Here is a 16,800-nt window from a genome sequence, read left to right as displayed (position 1 = left end):
ATCCTATTTGATTTTTGGTTTCAACTCATCAGGCGAATCCTTCGTGAACATATCCACAGCGGGTGCCTGCTGGGTGAAGAAGTGACTGATGGTTTCCGGCGTCAACGTCAGCGATGGTTGGAAATCATCACTCTGCATATAGTCGAGGATTGCCTTGCGCATCTGTCGGGCCACGATGCGATGCTCCAAATCATTACTAATATCCATCGTGGTCATCAACAGGCGACCTTTCAACACACGTGCCTCTATAAGCATACCCAACTTACGAGATACGTGCCACGTGTCGATAGGCTGGATGGGCGACTGATAGTCTTTAGGCAGTTCCATCAGGTTCATCACCTGCGCCTTGTTCAGCAGTTCCCACCAGTTCAAGTTTGACCAATCGTCAGTGGGGAAGCCGTGTTTAAACAGTGGATGCTCTTTCTCAATATAGGCACCGGTGGTATGCGGCGGACGCATCTTAAACCACGACGTATTCCAGAATACAGGCAGGTATGACTGTTTTACATCACTGCCCAACGATACACGTCCGGCTGCAGTCAACAAGACCGTACCACCCTTTTTCAATACTTTCAGAGCATGGGCATCGAGCGTATCGGCCACATACAGTTTGGAGTTGTCATCCATCTCATTGTCACAAAGACCTGCCTTCTCCGGATAGACCCAGAAATCCCAATGATTCTTGATAATATTTCCCATCTTGGCATGAAGAGTCATCTTAGTAGGCTGTTTGATTGAGTCGAGCGGGAACTCCACCACCCCTAACTCACCATTCTTTCCTACCGGTATCTCGTGCGACAGGAAACGACCACCATGATAGACGCCCATCGTATCGTCGGTAATATAGTAGGCAGCCTTCACTTCCTTCAAATCAGCATAGAAGGCGTTATAAGCCTCAACGGGAACACGCAGCACCTCATGATTTGTATAGACGAATTTAGGGAAACGGGCCAACAGGACCAAAGGATAACAGAACTCACACCAGTCATTGGCGGTGGTATAGCCTTTCTCACGCCAATGCACATTCAGCGGCCCTACAAGAGCCGTACCCTGACCACTATAGTCGTTCAGCCCCAACAGTTGGAAGCCTGCATAATCCTTTGTACGCAGGTTGCGCTCTATCTCATACTTGTAGCAAAGTGTCTGCAACTTTCCACTGGCCATCAGGAATTTCTCTGCCATCTGCTCCATGCCGTTGTCACGCAGCATATCACGAAATATCTCAAAGTTGCGCGCCTTATAGACACCTGTGTACTGTGCTATTTCCTTAAAGTCAGGGAAAGCACACCACTGTCCCTGCTCGTGGGCAATGATGGGAGAATCATTAGGTGTCGTTCCTTTATAGTTTCGAGGATATTCTATACCACTGTAGTAGTCGTCATCGCTCGACGGGGCTTTTCTGTCCCAGTCCAACCCACGGGCACCACCCTTTACGTGATACTCCGAACCACCATCCCAAGCCCAGCCGCCACCTACCGAGGCGCCGCAATACACCTTGGTAGAGTCGTACTCATGCATCTGTTTCACCCAGTCGTTACAATAGGAGACCCAGTCGCCGGCAGGTTCGTTGCCCGCAGCCATCATCACAAACGAGGGGTGATGACCATATTCATCGACGATACGTTTTGACTCTTCCAGCAGATACTTGTCTATAGCCTGACCACGACGCAATTTCACACCATGATTAGGCCACGACGGACCCTCGGGCTGCAGGTAGATACCCACACGGTCGGCAGCAGCAAAAGCTGCCTCGGGGGGACAGTAGCTATGGAAGCGTACGTGGTTGAGACCATACTCCTTGCACTTCTTGAAGATACGCATCCACTCGTCCTCATCGGTTGGGGGAAAACCTGTCTCTGGAAAACAGCAGTTCTCCACCGTGCCACGCAGAAAGAGCGGACGGTTATTGATATAGAGCTGACGTCCCTCAGCCTTTATCTCGCGCAAGCCGAACTGTGTTTCATAGACCGTCTCACCAGCTTCTACCGTCAGGCGATACAGATTAGGATGGAACTCATCCCAGAATTTTACATCGCGTCCTAATCCAAATTTAAACTTGATGTTACTACCCTCTGCAATGACTGTAGAGCCGCGCACCATCTTACCCACCTTTCCGTCGTTCATGTACTTGATATTGGCCGACACGTTATAGTCGTTGATGGGGAAGAAGCGCAGGCCGTCCACATGATTCTCCAACTGTACCTCCACGGTGACGGCACCCTCCTTGATATGAGGGGTCACACGCACGCGCTTGATATTCAACTTCTTCCACTGTGCCTGCAGTTCAATGCGTCCGGTGATACCATTCCAGTTGCCCTGGGTCTGGTCTGTCACAGAGTGCGAGTCCTGTCCCACGCACACATTCTCAATTCCATTATACACACGGATAGCTATCTCGTTGCGCTCACCCTTTCTGATATATTTCGTCACATCATAGCGATGGGGTACGGAAAGCGACATCTGATGCCCCACCTCACGTCCGTTGACAAAGACCGTGGTCTCAATATGCGGGCGCTCCAGGAAGAGCGTGATACGCTGATCGCTCCATTCCTTGGGGATATACACATATTTCCTGTACCACACATTTCCCACATAGTGTTTCTCGGGTGTCAGGAAGAAGGGGAACTTCATCTGTCCCTTCCTTCTGTAGGGTTCCATATACGGGTTATAGAAATACGACGAGTCATAGAGCGAGCCCGTCCACTGCGTGTGGATATCCACCTCATGACCCTTGTCATTTGTGAGCAGCGAGCCAGGCAGCACCACGTAGTCATCGTAATGTGCGGAATCACCAAGGGCTAAGTCCCAGGGACCCTGCAAATCCATCACCATCTGAGCCTGCACACCTCCCATACCCAGCAGCATGGCGAGAGCAGAAAGAATCAGTCCTTTTCTCATTCAATCACCTGTCCTACTTGTTCTGCAATCTGCTGCATACCCTTCACGGATGGGTGTCCAGCCTTCTTAGCAATACCCTGCAATTCAATGCATTTCACACCATAGTGTTCACAGATAGTCTTTGACGACTCTGTCACATCAGCACTCAGTCCGTCGTTCAGCAGGAAATAGATAGCCGACTTGGCATAGTGCTCTTTCATCCAGCCCAGCATATAAGCCATGGCAGGACGGAACGACCACAGGTCCTCCTTGGTGATATTCTCATACTTGAACTCACCGATAGGGGAATGTGCCCAACTGTCGTTCGTGGCACCGAAAATCAGGATGACATCAGGGTTCTCGCCCAGGTTGTCCATACGTTTGGTAAACGAGCGGTCGCTATAGTCTTCCTTGTTATACCCCGTGTTACAGATGGTAGAACCACTATAGGAATTATTCATTCCCAGTTTCCACCCCTTCTGCCTGGCGAGCAGTGTCCACCAGGTCTGCTCCACGCTGTTCACATCAGTCAGGTTGGGATTGTTCTGCTTGAAATACCAGATGGCATTTCCCTCAGGGATAGCCCCTTCGAAAGTGGAATACGAGTCGCCCAACACAGCAACGGTCTTGGTCTGTGCGCCTACCGACAAGCAAATCATCAGTAGCAGCGCCGACAGTGAAATCAGTTTTTTCATATCCGTAAATATTTTACATGTTCATCAACGAGCGCAGGGTCTTTGCGCCAAAATGATTAATATCCTCACGCTCCACCTCCTTGAGATAGCGCTCTGCATGCGTCTTGTCGCCCAGGCCATAATAGCCCAGGGCAAGCATGTAGAGGCAATGGATGCGGTTTTGCTGGTCAAGGTCACCATCCCATATCAGCAGGTCGGGCAGCGACACAGCGAAATAGTCCATCGTGACGTGGTCGAAGAGGTGCTGCTTACCATAGTTCACCAGTTTATAGAACAGGCCGCGCGCCTTATCCTCCTGTCCCAGTTTGCGATAGCACAGGGCAGCATAGAATATCTTATCAGGCTTCGCATCATTATAATACATGGCAGCAGCCGGTTCGGTAGGACCTGCCGTACCCTTCTCGTAGCGTCCAAGGAAATAGAGGAAGTCATTGTCCTGTGCGCCATAGAGTTTACCTTCGCCAAGATGCGACGGGAACACCAGACACTCCTCCAACAACTTCGTAGCCTTCTCCTTTTCACCACGTACGAGCGCCTGTTTAGCGAGCTCTATTCTGCAAATCTGATACTGTCCGCTCACCTTACCTTCGCCACCTTCCCACGGATGGAACTGATGGGCATCGAGTTTCTTCATCGCCTCCTCATGGCGTCCCAGATGATTCAATAAGGTAATCTCCTCCAGTACAAGGTCATCGCGCTGAGCTATCAGCTGGGGATACTTTTGCAGGAAAGCCAGTCGCTCAGCATGAGGTTTCTGTATGCGCTTATAGAGCTGGTCCAACTCCATGAACACGCGGGCATCCGTCTCGTCCAAATGGAAGGCCTTCTCCATGTATGCCACCGCCTCGTCAGGCTTATGCTGCTTGTTGAAGCGGGCCAACGCCAGGTTACGCCATACGGTGGGGAACTCAGGATTGAGTTTTGCCGACAGTTCCCAGTTCTCTATGGCAAGGTCATACTGACGCTTGTCGTAGTAGAGGCATCCCAGATAGTAAGGCGCCTTGGCACCCTGTGGATTCTGCTGTTTTGCTCTTTCCAAGGCAACGACAGCCTCCAGTCGGTTGGGGAAACAATAGTCAGCAGGTTGTTTCTCCGCCTGCTCAAGGCTTCCCATATAATAATAGGTCATCGGACTCACGGCACCCTCTTCTTCCGCCATCTTCCAGATGGCCATAGCGTCATCATGCAGTCCGGCCTGTTCATAGTCCAATGCCAGTTCCTCGTAGTTCTCACAACTCTTACGCATCAGCATCTTCAGCGTATCGTCGCCTGTAAGCAGGAACTTCTCATAACGACAGCCGTAGTTAAAGTGATCCAGTGCAAGACTGTCCTCAATCCATGCCAGAGCCTCCTCCTGACGACCCAGCAGACGCAGCACTGCAGCCTTCAGCGCACGTGCCTTGTGATTGCAACTATTGAAGATGAGAGAACGGTTCAACTCGTCGAGCGCATCGTCGTAACGCTGCTGGGACACACTGATACAAGCGGCTTCGAAGTAACCTGCGTCTGCCCACGCCTTATTCCAGGTAGACTTCCAGAACAGGCCATAGGCCTCGTCTGCCCTACCCTGGTATTTCAATGTCAGGGCGAGGTTGAAAAGAGCCTCACCATCATAGGGATTCGGATTACGTTTCTGCCAGATCTTCACAGCCCTGCGCAGACAGGTCTCTGCCTTGTCAAAACGACCGCGACGCAGATACCATAGTCCCGTCTGGTTCAGGCAACGCACATCATTGGGGTCCCTGCGCAGTGCCTCCTCATAATAGTCGAGGGCACTCCATGTGGCATGACGGTATTGCTCCAGGTGCAGACCTGTGAGATAAAGCTGGTCGTTGGTCTTTGTGTCCTGTGGCGACAGGGCAGCTTCCGCAGCATCGGGAATAGGACGGATATCATCGGGTTCTGCCTGCCAGAGCAGGTTATTGACAGAGAGCTGCAAATCCTGCAGCAACACATCGGGACATGCCACCGTCTGCTCAAAGACCGTCTCTGGTGACAGCGTCAACGTTTGGTCAAAATAGACCTCTCCGCTCTTCTTCCTCACAAGAACATGGGCCGTCTGTTCAGATGTGGCCAGCACCTTGAAACTGACGCCGCCCTCGGTCTTCTCGATATTCAGGACGAAATCCTTGTTGGCCTGCTTCACGATACCAATCTCACGATAAGGCATGAAATACTGTGTGAACTGTTTCTCCTCATAAGGCATCAGCCAAGTAAAGTCGGGCTGGTTCTCCGTATAAACGCCAGCCATCAGCTCGATGTAGGGACGGAAACCTTTGTCCTCATACATGTCTGTAAGATTCCGATCCCACGCTCTTCCAAAGTCACCATTACCCCATGTCCACTGTTTCTTGCCTGGCGAGAAATGATGACTAGCCACATGGAGCATACCGCCCTTGGTATCGTTCTCATAGCCACCCTCGAAATCATATTTTGAGTTGACTGCCATATAACTCGTAGGCACGGGGATATTCTTATAGTTCGAGATGTCCACACCTGCCGAGTAATCCATCTTGTAATAGGTACCCGTAGCGATGGGGAAACTCGACACAGCACGCTTTCCGTGGTCAAACACCGCGTTGACATCGGGTGGGAAGACGCTCTGGTAGGCATCATTCACCTCCACGGCAGGGTTTGCCCACCAGAGGAAGGTCTGAGGCAATGACGTACGATTGCTGACGCGTCCCTGTATCTCCAGATAGGCGCAACCGGGACGGAGTGTGAAACCTGCCATACCTTTTTGGTGGAACATACGCTCCATCTCGTTCACCCATACCGTCACACTGCCATCTTCATTCTCCACGATGTCGCAGTCCACAGGCAGATAGGTTGACGGACGGTGGTGCTGAGGCCAGTTGAACTCGATACCACCACTGATCCAGGGACCTGTCAGTCCAACGAGGGCTGGTTTGATAACATGATTATAATACACAAAGTGGCGCTGTTTTATCTTGTCGTACGCCATCTGGATACGTCCACCCAGTTCGGGCATCACCATCACTTTGATATACTCATTCTCCAGGAACACCACCTTCCACTCGTGTGGTGTGGGCTCATTGGCTATCGACTCGATGACAGGATACGGATAAACCACGCCACTGGAACCCTGATAGACTCTTTTTTCCAGGAATATCGGGTTCTTCTCGGCCTTCCCTATTTCATAGGTAGGAATAGTAACAATTTCTCTCCAAGCTTTTATCATACTAATTCTTTTTCTAATTGTTCTAAAGTCTTTCCTTTCGTCTCAGGACAGTGTCGCCACAGGAAGATAAAGGCGCACACACAGATGGCGCTATAGATCCAGAAAGTGCCACTGGAACCTAGGGCGGCGTTCATCGACGGGAACGAGAACGTCAAGGTGCAACAGCCCACCCACAGGGCGAAGGTACACACGGCCATAGCCACGCCACGAATCTGATTGGGAAAGATTTCTGCCAGCAGCGTCCACGTGACAGGTCCTAATGTCATGGCATATACAGAGATAGCCGTCACTACGAGTACCACCATCATCACGCCTTTCACCTCCAGGAAATAGCAGGTTCCCAATGTCAGATAGATAAGTCCCAGTCCGCCTGCGCCAATCAGCATCAGCGTGCGACGTCCCCATTTCTCGATGGTATACAGGGCTACAAAGGTGAATACCACGTTGGCAATGCCTGTGATAACGATATCGATAAACATGCCATCGACATCATAGCCGGCTCCCACAAATATTTCCTGGGCATAATTGAAAATCACATTCGTGCCGCACCACTGTTGGAACACGGCGATGACGAGGCCTAGCAACAACACCTTACTATATTTGCTCTCCATGAGTTCCTTCAGTCCAGCCTTCTGTCCTGTATGCTGCGACATTGTCGCAGCCTTCATCTGTTGATACACAGGACTCTCCGGTATAAAGAAACTCATCACCAGAAACAAAGCTGCGGGCACGGTCTCGGCCCAGAACATCCAGCGCCAGCCCCACTCCAAATTCCATGCTGCGTTCTCAACTATAGAGGTATCGCGGGCCAACAGCATATTGACGATCTGCGCACCAAGGATACCAAGGACAATGGTCATCTGGTTCAGACTCACCATGCGTCCACGGATATGCGCCGGACTCACTTCGGCAATATACATGGGCGACAAGGCCGAAGCCACGCCAATACCCACGCCACCAATGAAGCGCGCTATATTAAACAAGGTGAAATCATCAAAAAGACCTGTGCCTATAGCAGAGACCGTGAACAGTACGGCTGCTGTGGTCAACAGTGGTTTGCGTCCGTACCTGTCGGCCAGAGCACCGGCTACCATGGCACCTATCAGACAGCCTACCAGGGCCGTTGACATCGCAACGCCTTGTAGCCACGTATTACCTGCTATTCCGAAAAATGATTCATAGAAAGGTTTTGCACCGCCTATCACTACCCAGTCATAGCCAAAGAGCAGGCCGCCCATAGCCGACACAGAGCAGATGAAATAAACAAATGCCTTGTTGTTATTTAGCATATCCTGTATGGTTTTTAGTTTACAAGGTGCAAAGATAATAATTCTTTTCTAAAACCCCGAAACTAACATCAACATTTATCAAAAATCACATTTAATAATCGGATTACTAGCATACCAAAACAAAAAAAGGCTCCCGGAATTTCTTCGAGAGCCTTATGATAATAAGAGACAGGGTTCTGAAAAATCAGATACTCAGTTCCAGTTCCACAGGACAGTGATCGGAGCCCAGGATATCCGTATGTATCTTGGCATCGACGATTTGCGGCTGCAAACGGTTGGAAGCCACGAAATAGTCGATACGCCAGCCGGCATTCTTCTGACGGGCCTGGAAACGGTACGACCACCATGAGTAGGTAACCTGTTCCGGATACTTCCAACGGAAGGTATCGGTGAAACCAGAGGCCAGCAGGGTGCTGAACTTCTCACGTTCCTGATCCGTGAAACCGGCATTCATACGGTTGGTCTTCGGATTCTTCAGGTCTATCTCCTCGTGAGCCACATTCAGGTCGCCACAAAGGATTACTGGTTTCTGCTCATCCAAGCGCATCAGGTAAGCACGGAAATCATCCTCCCACTGCATGCGGTAGTCCAGACGCTTCAAGCCATCCTGTGAGTTGGGCGTATAGCAGCACACCAGGAAGAACTTTTCCATCTCGAGTGTGATGACACGTCCTTCGTGATCGTGCTCATCGATACCAATACCATACGTCACATTGAGTGGTTGATGCCTGGTGAAGATAGCCGTTCCACTATACCCTTTCTTCTCGGCAGAGTTCCAGTATGACTCGTACCCATCAAAATGCAGGTCCAGTTGTCCAGGCTGCATCTTCGTCTCCTGCAGGCAGAAGAAATCAGCATCCAGCGCACGGAAAGCATCGCTGAAGCCCTTACCCTCGCAAGCGCGAAGACCGTTTACATTCCAAGATATCAGTTTCATGATAAAGAAAGTTGGGTTAGAAATAGATACCGAAGCTGAACTGATTCATCTTTGGACCATAGCCATCACGGAAGAATTTCATGGGGCAGTACCTGCAATAGATGGCGACATCGCCAGGTGTATGCACCATCAGCAGACCGTCAACGGTAACAGGACGCTGGTGGATAGAACCAGTCTCCACTTCATAGTCCTCGTCCTGGTAGGTAAACTCACGGGTTACATGAGCACCGGTATTGAAATTTACGATAGCACCCAAGGTAACACCCCAGTCCAACTCCTTATCGAAATAATGGGTATAGGTAACAGGTACCTGAAGACTGAATTCAGAAAGCGAGGTACGACGATCAGACTGAAGTGCCTGATAATCCGTAAGGCCCATCACGCCCGTGGTGAGGTCCTTTTCCCAGTATGTGGCATTGTCCATGCGATAATAGCGCCAGTCAATACCAAAGCCAATGCCCCATACATTCTTTTTTCCACAAGGCATCCACTCACCCAGCAGACCAAAGCCAAGGTCAAAAGAAGGCCACAGGTTGAACTTATATTCCGAGGGAGCTCCAAGCATGGTGTTGAAACCAAGGTACATATATGGATCAACATCCCACTTCTGGCTCTTCGACTTAATCATGACGTGCTTGTCCTTCCAGAAGTCATCGTCAGAATCCAGGTTCACCACATCAGCGACCTTTTCGATAACCACAGTATCGTTCGATAACTCAGCGGCATTAACAGCCATAGCGGGACACATCAAAAGAAGTGCAGCAAAAATAATCTGTTTCATTTTCATTGTGTTTAGGTTAAAAGAAAGCAGGTGCAACCCAAAGGTCACACCTGCCAACTATGTGTAATTAATTAGAATTTAGCCATTTTGATAGCAACCACAGCACATTCATCACCCTTGTTACCGAACTTGCCTCCTGCACGGTCCTTAGCCTGCTGCAGGTCGTTAGTGGTAAGCAGTCCGTAGATGACGGGAATATTGCTTGTTGCATTCAGGCGTGCGATACCTGCTGTGACACCTTCGCAGATATAATCGAAGTGAGGTGTCTCGCCACGAATCACACTTCCAAGGACGATGACGGCATCGTAGCCATCATTGAGAGTCATCTGGTGAGCACCGTAAATCAGTTCGAATGAACCTGGAACGGTCTTCACGTGGATATTCTCAGTCAGTGCGCCGTGCTTTTCGAGCGTAGCCACGCAACCTTCAAGCAGGGCTCCTGTAATCTCAGGGTTCCACTCAGCCACCACAATGCCGAAAATCATGTTCGAAGCATCGGGCACGGCGTTGAGGTCGTAGTCGCTCAGATTATGTAATGCGGTAGCCATTATTTTACGCGCTCAATATAAGCATCGATTTTACCATACTCCATAGAGTTCAGGTACTTAGCCTTGATCTGCTCGTAGAGCTTCAAGGCATCTTCCTTCTTACCCTGGCTCTCCAGAATCTCACCAGCCTTAATCAGGAACTGAGGAGAGAGAGTGTTGTTGTCAGCCTTGTCGGCAGCCTTCTTGAACAGCTCAACAGCCTCATCGAGCTCACCCAGAGAAGCCTTTACATCAGCCAGGGCACCAACAGCAGCAGGTGAAACCATGGCATCGTCAGCAGCATCGTAGTTCTCGAGATAAGAAGCAGCCTCCTGCATATTGCCCAGATGAGCATAGCAAAGACCAGCGTAGAGGTTAGCCAGATTACCTACCTTGCCACCCTCTTCTGCCAGAGCAACGAAACCCTCGTTAGCGCCATCGCCATTCAGAGCCTTCTGGAACATCACGGTATCGCCCTGAGCAATAGCATTGCTGAAATACTCCTGAGCCTTTGACATCTCTGTGCTGGCATTCTTGAACTGGTCAGCAGAATAGCTCTTATAGAAGAAGCCTGCGCTTACCAATACGATCAAAGCTACCACAGCGATGATAATCACATTTTTGTACTTGAGGATCAAAGCCTCATTCTGACTGTGCTCGTTTGCAGCAGGAGCACCATTTGAAAAATTTGTATCTGCCATTATAATATTTATTTTTAGATTCGCTATAAATTGCGGGCGCAAAATTACAGAAAAAGTTGCACATAATGAAATTTATTGCCGACTTTTTTGTTTTTAAGCCTTAAAAGCAGTAATTTTGCAGCAAAATTAGAATCCAAGGGATGATATTAGAGCACCTTTCAATCATCAATTATAAGAATATTCAGGAGGCAACACTCGAACTGTCGCCCAATATCAACTGCTTCATTGGTCACAACGGAGCGGGCAAGACAAACGTGCTGGATGCCGTGTATTTCCTGTCGTTCTGTCATTCGGCACAGACCACACAGGACTCTCTCGTGATACGTCACGACCAGGATTTCTTCATGCTGGAAGGGGAATATCAGACCTCAGACCTCCGCTCGAGCTCCGCTCGCTTGCTACCGGAGGGACGCAAGAATCCTCAAAACTCAACCTTCACCATCCACTGTGGCATGAAGCGAGGTACGAAGAAGGTGTTCAGACGCGACAAGAAGGCCTACCAACGTCTTTCTGAGCACATCGGACTGATACCTATCGTACTCATATCACCTGCAGATATCCAGTTGATTGAGGGGAGCAGTGAGGAACGACGCCGACTGATGGATGTCGTCATCTCACAGTTGGACCATCCCTATCTGGAATCCCTGAACCGTTACAACAAAGCATTGCAGCAGCGTAACGCGATGTTGAAGATAGAAGACCGCGAGCCAGACCCGGAACTCCTGTCGCTATGGGAAGAACAGATGGCACGCGAGGGTGAGATAATCTATCAGAAACGTGCGGACTTCGTAGAACAGCTGATACCATTGTTTCAACAGTTCTATGAGACCATATCCGGTGGACACGAACAGGTGTCACTGAAATACACATCACATTGTCAGCGCGGTCCCTTGCTGGAGGTGATTCAGCGCGACCGCTTCAAGGACAGAGCCGTGGGCTATTCCCTGCACGGCATTCACCGTGACGACCTTGAGATTATGCTCGACGGACATCCCATGCGCCGTGAAGGCAGTCAGGGCCAGCAGAAGACGTTCGTGATTGCCCTGAAACTGGCACAGTTTGAGTTCCTGAAACGCACCAATGCACAGACCACGCCCCTACTCCTGCTTGATGACATCTTCGACAAGCTGGATGCACAGCGTGTAGAACAGATTATCCAGCTGGTGGCCAGCGACCAGTTCGGTCAGATATTCATTACCGACACCAATCGTGACCATATAGACCAAATCCTGTCGAAGAGCAGTTTTGACTATAAGCTCTACGAAGTAAACGACGGAGAGATACATGTTTAAGCGACGCGAGAAAGCCCTCAAGGACCTGATACTCCAGAATCTGAGGATGCAAGGTCTGGAGACGCCTCTGCTACAGAAGCGCCTGATTGAGGCGTGGCCTGTTGTGGCAGGAGAAGCCATAGCGCGCTACACCACCGATGTGAACATCTACAACCAGACGCTCTACGTCAAGCTGCGCATACCGGCCCTGCGTGCCGACCTGAGCATGCGCCGTCAGGAATATGTAAACCGATTAAACGAGTATGTCGGCAATCAAGTGATTACCGACATACGATTCTGTTAGGCCCTTGCCACTACCACGGATGATTTGTGGACGGCGCGATAGTCAAAACTCATAGCAACTTTCTTCGCTTTCGAACCTTTCAAGTCAGGTGCCTTTGGGAAAGCCTCACCTGCCTCAAAGACGCGTAACGCCTCACGGATAGCAGGGTCGTCCTCGTTGAGATACTGCAACCACGACTGTTCATCGAGGATGTTGTATATCACACGACTGTAGATATACTGTTCCAACAGGCGGCGCGACCTCTGAATCATCAGGTTACGACGCTTCAGACCGTGTTTCTCAGCATACTGTGCAAACTGCTCTACAAGATTCTGCCTCTTGATATACTTCAGTAGTGATGCCTCACTGTCATATTCCTTCAGCACAGCACGATGCTGGTCGGTATAGTCATAGCCAAACTGCAGGATAAGTCCCGACATAGAAGCCTCTTTGTAATAGGAAGTGAAGTCGCTGGTATCCTCTGGCACAAAGATATCAGGCGTGATACCACCACCGCCATAGACCACACGACCATTATTGGTGTGATACTCGGGACCTTCGTGCTTGATGCTGTCCTGCGAGAAGAACTCACCATGCTGATAGCGCAGCATCAGGTCTTCCTCGTAGTTCTTATCCATACCATTGGTATAAGGTTTCTGGATACAACGACCTGAAGGCGTATAATAACGGGCAATGGTGAGACGCATCATCGAACCATCACCGAACTCCACAGGTTTCTGCACCAATCCCTTACCAAACGAACGGCGTCCGATGACCGTACCACGGTCATTGTCCTGAATAGCACCCGCCAGGATCTCACTGGCAGAAGCCGAGCCCTCGTCAATCAGGATGACCAATGGCATCTGCTTGTAACTGCCACGTCCGTCACTGCGATACTCCTCACGGGGAGAACGGCGTCCCTCGGTATAGACAATCAGTTTATTCTTGGGCAGGAACTCATTAGCAATCTGAACAGCCGACTGCAGATAGCCGCCCGTATTGCCACGCAGGTCGATGGTGAGCTGTTGAAAGCCATCCATCGTCAACTGTGCCAGCGCCACCAAGAGTTCGTTATAGGTATTCTCGCCAAAATTCTTAATTTTCACATAACCCGTATTGTCATCAAGCATATAAGCCGCTGTGACACTCCTCATAGGAATCTCGCCACGCGTCACGGTGATATAACGTAAATCCTTCTCGCCATAGCGCAGGATACCCAGTTTCACCTTGGTATCCTTTGGTCCCTTGAGACGGTGCATGGCCTCATCATTGGTAAGCGACTTGCCAGTAAACACCGAGTCGTCTACCGTCACGATCTTATCGCCCGCCAACACGCCAGCCTGTTCTGCAGGTCCGTCGCTGATGACATTCTGCACACGCAGGGTGTCATTGCGGATTGTAAACTCAATACCTACGCCAGAGAAAGAGCCACGCAGGTCATCGTTGGCAATCTGCACATCCTTAGCAGAGAAATAGGTGGAATGCGGATCCAGTTCCGCCAATATCTGAGGCACAGCCTGCTCTACGAGGTCAGCCATATCGATAGTATCCACATACTGGTCATCAATAATGTAAAGCAGATTATTCAGTTTGTTACTGCCAGAATTGATGATACTCAGACGGTTGCCTGAGAAATGATTAGCATAGAATGTGCCGATGGCGATACCAATCACCACAGCCAGAGCCAACCAAAGGGGCGAAAATCTATTTTTTGTATTCATCGATTAATCCTTAAAACTCAAACCTCAAATTTCAAACATCAAACATCAAACCTCCATATACACCACTTCAATACCTGCACGCTCCAGGAGTTCGATACCATCCGTAAGACGGTATTTCTCGCCATAGACCACACGTTTGATGCCCGCCTGGATAATCAGTTTGGCACATTCTATACAAGGCGAGGCCGTGATATAGATGGTTGAGCCATCACTATTGTTATTAGAGCGTGCCAGTTTGGTAATGGCGTTAGCCTCTGCATGGAGGACATAAGGCTTCGAGATATTGTTCTCGTCCTCACATACATTCTCAAACCCTGTAGGCGTACCGTTATAGCCGTCGCTGATAATCATCTTGTCCTTGACCACCAGCGCACCGACCTGACGGCGCTTGCAATACGAGTTCTCTGCCCAGATACGCGCCATACGCAGATAGCGCGAATCCAGCTTACTTTGTTTGTCGTTTGATTCCATTTCTCTTCAGTAATGCATCAATTGTTGGTTCACCTCCCCTGAATCGCTTGTAAAGCGTCATAGGATTCTCCGTACCTCCCTTAGAAAGTATCTCGTCACGGAAGCGCTGGGCCGTCTGCTGATTGAAGATACCTTCCTTCTTGAATACAGAGAAAGCATCAGCATCAAGTACCTCAGCCCACTTATAACTATAGTAACCGGCAGCATAGCCACCAGCCATGATATGCGAGAACTGTACCGTCATGCAGGTATCCATACGCTGCTTACCGATGATGGCCTTTTTCCACGCTTTCTTCTCGAATGGGATAATATCATCAGTAAAGGCACCCTTCTTCGTATAATAAGCCATATCCAGCAGGCCGAACGACACCTGACGCAAGCAGGCCGATGCTGCCATATAGTTACGGCTCTTCACGATACGGCGAATCAGTTCATCAGGCAAAGGCTCACCCGTTTCGTAATGGAAGGCGAAGGTGCGCAGGAACTCCTTTTCTACAGCGAAATTCTCCATGAACTGAGAAGGCAGTTCTACGAAGTCCCACCATACATTAGTTCCACTGAGACTCTCGAAGCGGGTGTTGGCAAACATGCCATGCAACGAGTGACCGAACTCATGCAGGAAAGTCTCCACCTCGCCCAACGTCAGCAGAGCAGGCTTTTCCTTTGTTGGCTTCGTGAAATTCATCACCACAGAGACATGAGGACGCACATTCTCACCCTTCTTGTCAATAAACTGTCCCTGATACTGGGTCATCCATGCCCCACCCTGCTTACCTTTACGCGGATGGAAGTCGGCATAGAACACTGCCAGGAAAGAACCGTCCTTGTCAAATACCTCATAGGCTTTCACATCAGGATGATACACAGGGATATCCTTGTTCTCCCTGAAGCTGATGCCATAGAGTTTATTAGCCAGTCCGAAGACACCGTCAATCACCTTGTCCAACTGGAAATAAGGACGCAGCATCTCGGCATCCAGATTATATTTCTTCAGCTGCAGCTTATGAGAATAGAAAGAGGTATCCCAAGGTTCCAGTTCGAAATCCACCTTGGCAGATTTCTTCAGTTCCTCCCTCTCCTTTTCTGCCGTAGGCTTATAGGCATCGATAAGGTCGTTCAGCAGTTTATAGACACTCTTCACGTTGCCAGCCATACGATTCTTCAGCACATAGTCGGCATAAGTCCTGAAACCCAGCAACTGCGCTATCTCACGACGCAGGTTGACGATGCGCTTGCAGATTTCCAGGTTGTTATTCTCGTTATCGTGGATACACTCTGTATTCTTCGCCATATACAACTGCTGACGCAGATCGCGCTGTGTGCTATAGGTCATGAACGGCGAATAGGAAGGGAAGTCGAGCGTAAAGATCCAACCCTCCTTCTCCTGTTGGCGAGCCTCTTCTGCTGCAGCATCAATAGCCGTCTGAGGCAGGCCGTCGAGCTGTTTCTCGTCCGTGATATGCAGTGTATAGGCCTTATTCTCCTTCAAGAGATTCTGCGAGAACTGGAGAGACAGCATACTTGCCTCTTCCGTGAGCTGGCGCAGTTTGTCCTTTCCCTCCTTATCGAGCAGTGCACCACTACGCACAAAACCATCGTAGCAGTTGTCGAGCAGCATTTTCTCCTCGGGTGTCAGTTTGCGATGATGACGATGCACATACTTGATGCGCTCAAACAAGCGTTCGTTCAGTCGCACATCATTCGCATGCTGCGTCAGGATAGGCTGCATCTTCTGAGCCAGCGCATCCATGTCATCATTCGTCTCTGCACTCAGCAGGTTGAAGAACACGGTCGACACGCGCTCCAACAAGTCATAATAGCCCTCAGTATCGTCGTCCTTATTAATAATGGTATTATCGAACGTGGGCTTGGCAGGATTATTAATCGTCTTCTCTATCTGTTCATTGTCACGACGGATACCCTCCATGAAGGCCTCTTCATAGTCCTCCAGGCGGATACGGTCGAAAGGCACAGCATCATGAGGTGTGCCATAAGGCTGGAAAAAAGGATTTATTCTCTTCTCTGTATTCTCGTTCATATATATT

13 protein-coding genes are annotated in these 16,800 nt (G+C 49.8%); 2 read left to right on the top strand and 11 right to left on the bottom strand.

Annotated features, from left to right (window positions below):
* Positions 1 to 3: 3 nt before the first annotated feature.
* From L6468_RS03695 to L6468_RS03660, 8 genes are all read right to left on the bottom strand, one after another.
* A complete protein-coding gene (locus tag L6468_RS03695) occupies positions 4 to 2,898 on the bottom strand; it encodes a DUF8487 domain-containing protein (RefSeq protein WP_237795392.1) in 2,895 nt (964 codons plus the stop codon).
* A complete protein-coding gene (locus L6468_RS03690) occupies positions 2,895 to 3,572 on the bottom strand; it encodes an SGNH/GDSL hydrolase family protein (RefSeq protein WP_237795390.1) in 678 nt (225 codons plus the stop codon). The genes L6468_RS03695 and L6468_RS03690 overlap by 4 nt, the downstream gene beginning before the upstream one ends.
* Before the next feature lie 13 nt (positions 3,573 to 3,585).
* The gene (locus L6468_RS03685) at positions 3,586 to 6,774 is read right to left on the bottom strand and encodes a DUF5107 domain-containing protein (RefSeq protein WP_237795389.1); all 3,189 of its coding nucleotides are present in this window, start codon (positions 6,772 to 6,774) and stop codon (positions 3,586 to 3,588) included.
* Complete coding sequence (locus L6468_RS03680) at positions 6,771 to 8,063, bottom strand: sugar porter family MFS transporter (RefSeq protein WP_237795387.1); 1,293 nt, start codon at positions 8,061 to 8,063, stop codon at positions 6,771 to 6,773. Before L6468_RS03680 ends, L6468_RS03685 begins: the two co-directional genes overlap by 4 nt.
* Before the next feature lie 184 nt (positions 8,064 to 8,247).
* Positions 8,248 to 9,000, bottom strand: coding sequence for an exodeoxyribonuclease III (locus L6468_RS03675; protein WP_237795385.1), 753 nt, complete (start codon positions 8,998 to 9,000; stop codon positions 8,248 to 8,250).
* Positions 9,001 to 9,016: 16 nt separating this feature from the next.
* Complete coding sequence (locus tag L6468_RS03670) at positions 9,017 to 9,781, bottom strand: hypothetical protein (RefSeq protein WP_237795378.1); 765 nt, start codon at positions 9,779 to 9,781, stop codon at positions 9,017 to 9,019.
* Between the two features lie 71 nt (positions 9,782 to 9,852).
* On the bottom strand, positions 9,853 to 10,329 hold the full coding sequence (gene ribH, locus L6468_RS03665) for a 6,7-dimethyl-8-ribityllumazine synthase (RefSeq protein WP_237795376.1): 477 nt from the start codon (positions 10,327 to 10,329) through the stop codon (positions 9,853 to 9,855).
* A complete protein-coding gene (locus L6468_RS03660; RefSeq protein ID WP_091814839.1) occupies positions 10,329 to 11,009 on the bottom strand; it encodes a tetratricopeptide repeat protein in 681 nt (226 codons plus the stop codon). Before L6468_RS03660 ends, ribH begins: the two co-directional genes overlap by 1 nt.
* Before the next feature lie 140 nt (positions 11,010 to 11,149).
* Here L6468_RS03660 and recF point away from each other — a divergent pair, with 140 nt between their 5' ends.
* On the top strand, positions 11,150 to 12,301 hold the full coding sequence (gene recF, locus L6468_RS03655; RefSeq protein WP_091851386.1) for a DNA replication/repair protein RecF: 1,152 nt from the start codon (positions 11,150 to 11,152) through the stop codon (positions 12,299 to 12,301).
* Positions 12,294 to 12,584 carry a DciA family protein gene (locus L6468_RS03650; RefSeq protein WP_091814845.1) on the top strand — a complete coding sequence of 97 codons (291 nt, stop codon included), beginning with the start codon at positions 12,294 to 12,296 and terminating at the stop codon, positions 12,582 to 12,584. Before recF ends, L6468_RS03650 begins: the two co-directional genes overlap by 8 nt.
* On the opposite strand, the gene L6468_RS03645 is transcribed toward L6468_RS03650, so the two are convergent.
* The 3 genes from L6468_RS03645 to L6468_RS03635 are packed head-to-tail and all read right to left on the bottom strand — an operon-like array spanning position 12,581 to position 16,793.
* Positions 12,581 to 14,284, bottom strand: coding sequence for a S41 family peptidase (locus L6468_RS03645; protein ID WP_091851385.1), 1,704 nt, complete (start codon positions 14,282 to 14,284; stop codon positions 12,581 to 12,583). The two genes, L6468_RS03650 and L6468_RS03645, sit on opposite strands and share 4 nt — an antisense overlap.
* Before the next feature lie 45 nt (positions 14,285 to 14,329).
* Positions 14,330 to 14,755 (bottom strand): dCMP deaminase family protein, encoded by a 426-nt coding sequence (locus L6468_RS03640; RefSeq protein ID WP_091814850.1) that lies wholly within the window; start codon positions 14,753 to 14,755, stop codon positions 14,330 to 14,332.
* Positions 14,730 to 16,793: a M3 family metallopeptidase gene (locus L6468_RS03635; protein ID WP_237795369.1), complete on the bottom strand. Its 2,064-nt coding sequence runs from the start codon at positions 16,791 to 16,793 to the stop codon at positions 14,730 to 14,732. The genes L6468_RS03640 and L6468_RS03635 overlap by 26 nt, the downstream gene beginning before the upstream one ends.
* Positions 16,794 to 16,800 lie beyond the last annotated feature (7 nt).

This window comes from Prevotella communis (assembly GCF_022024115.1).
Taxonomy (GTDB): domain Bacteria; phylum Bacteroidota; class Bacteroidia; order Bacteroidales; family Bacteroidaceae; genus Prevotella; species Prevotella communis.
Note: the sequence above shows the minus strand (reverse complement) of the source record. Positions and strands in the feature narration are given on the sequence as shown.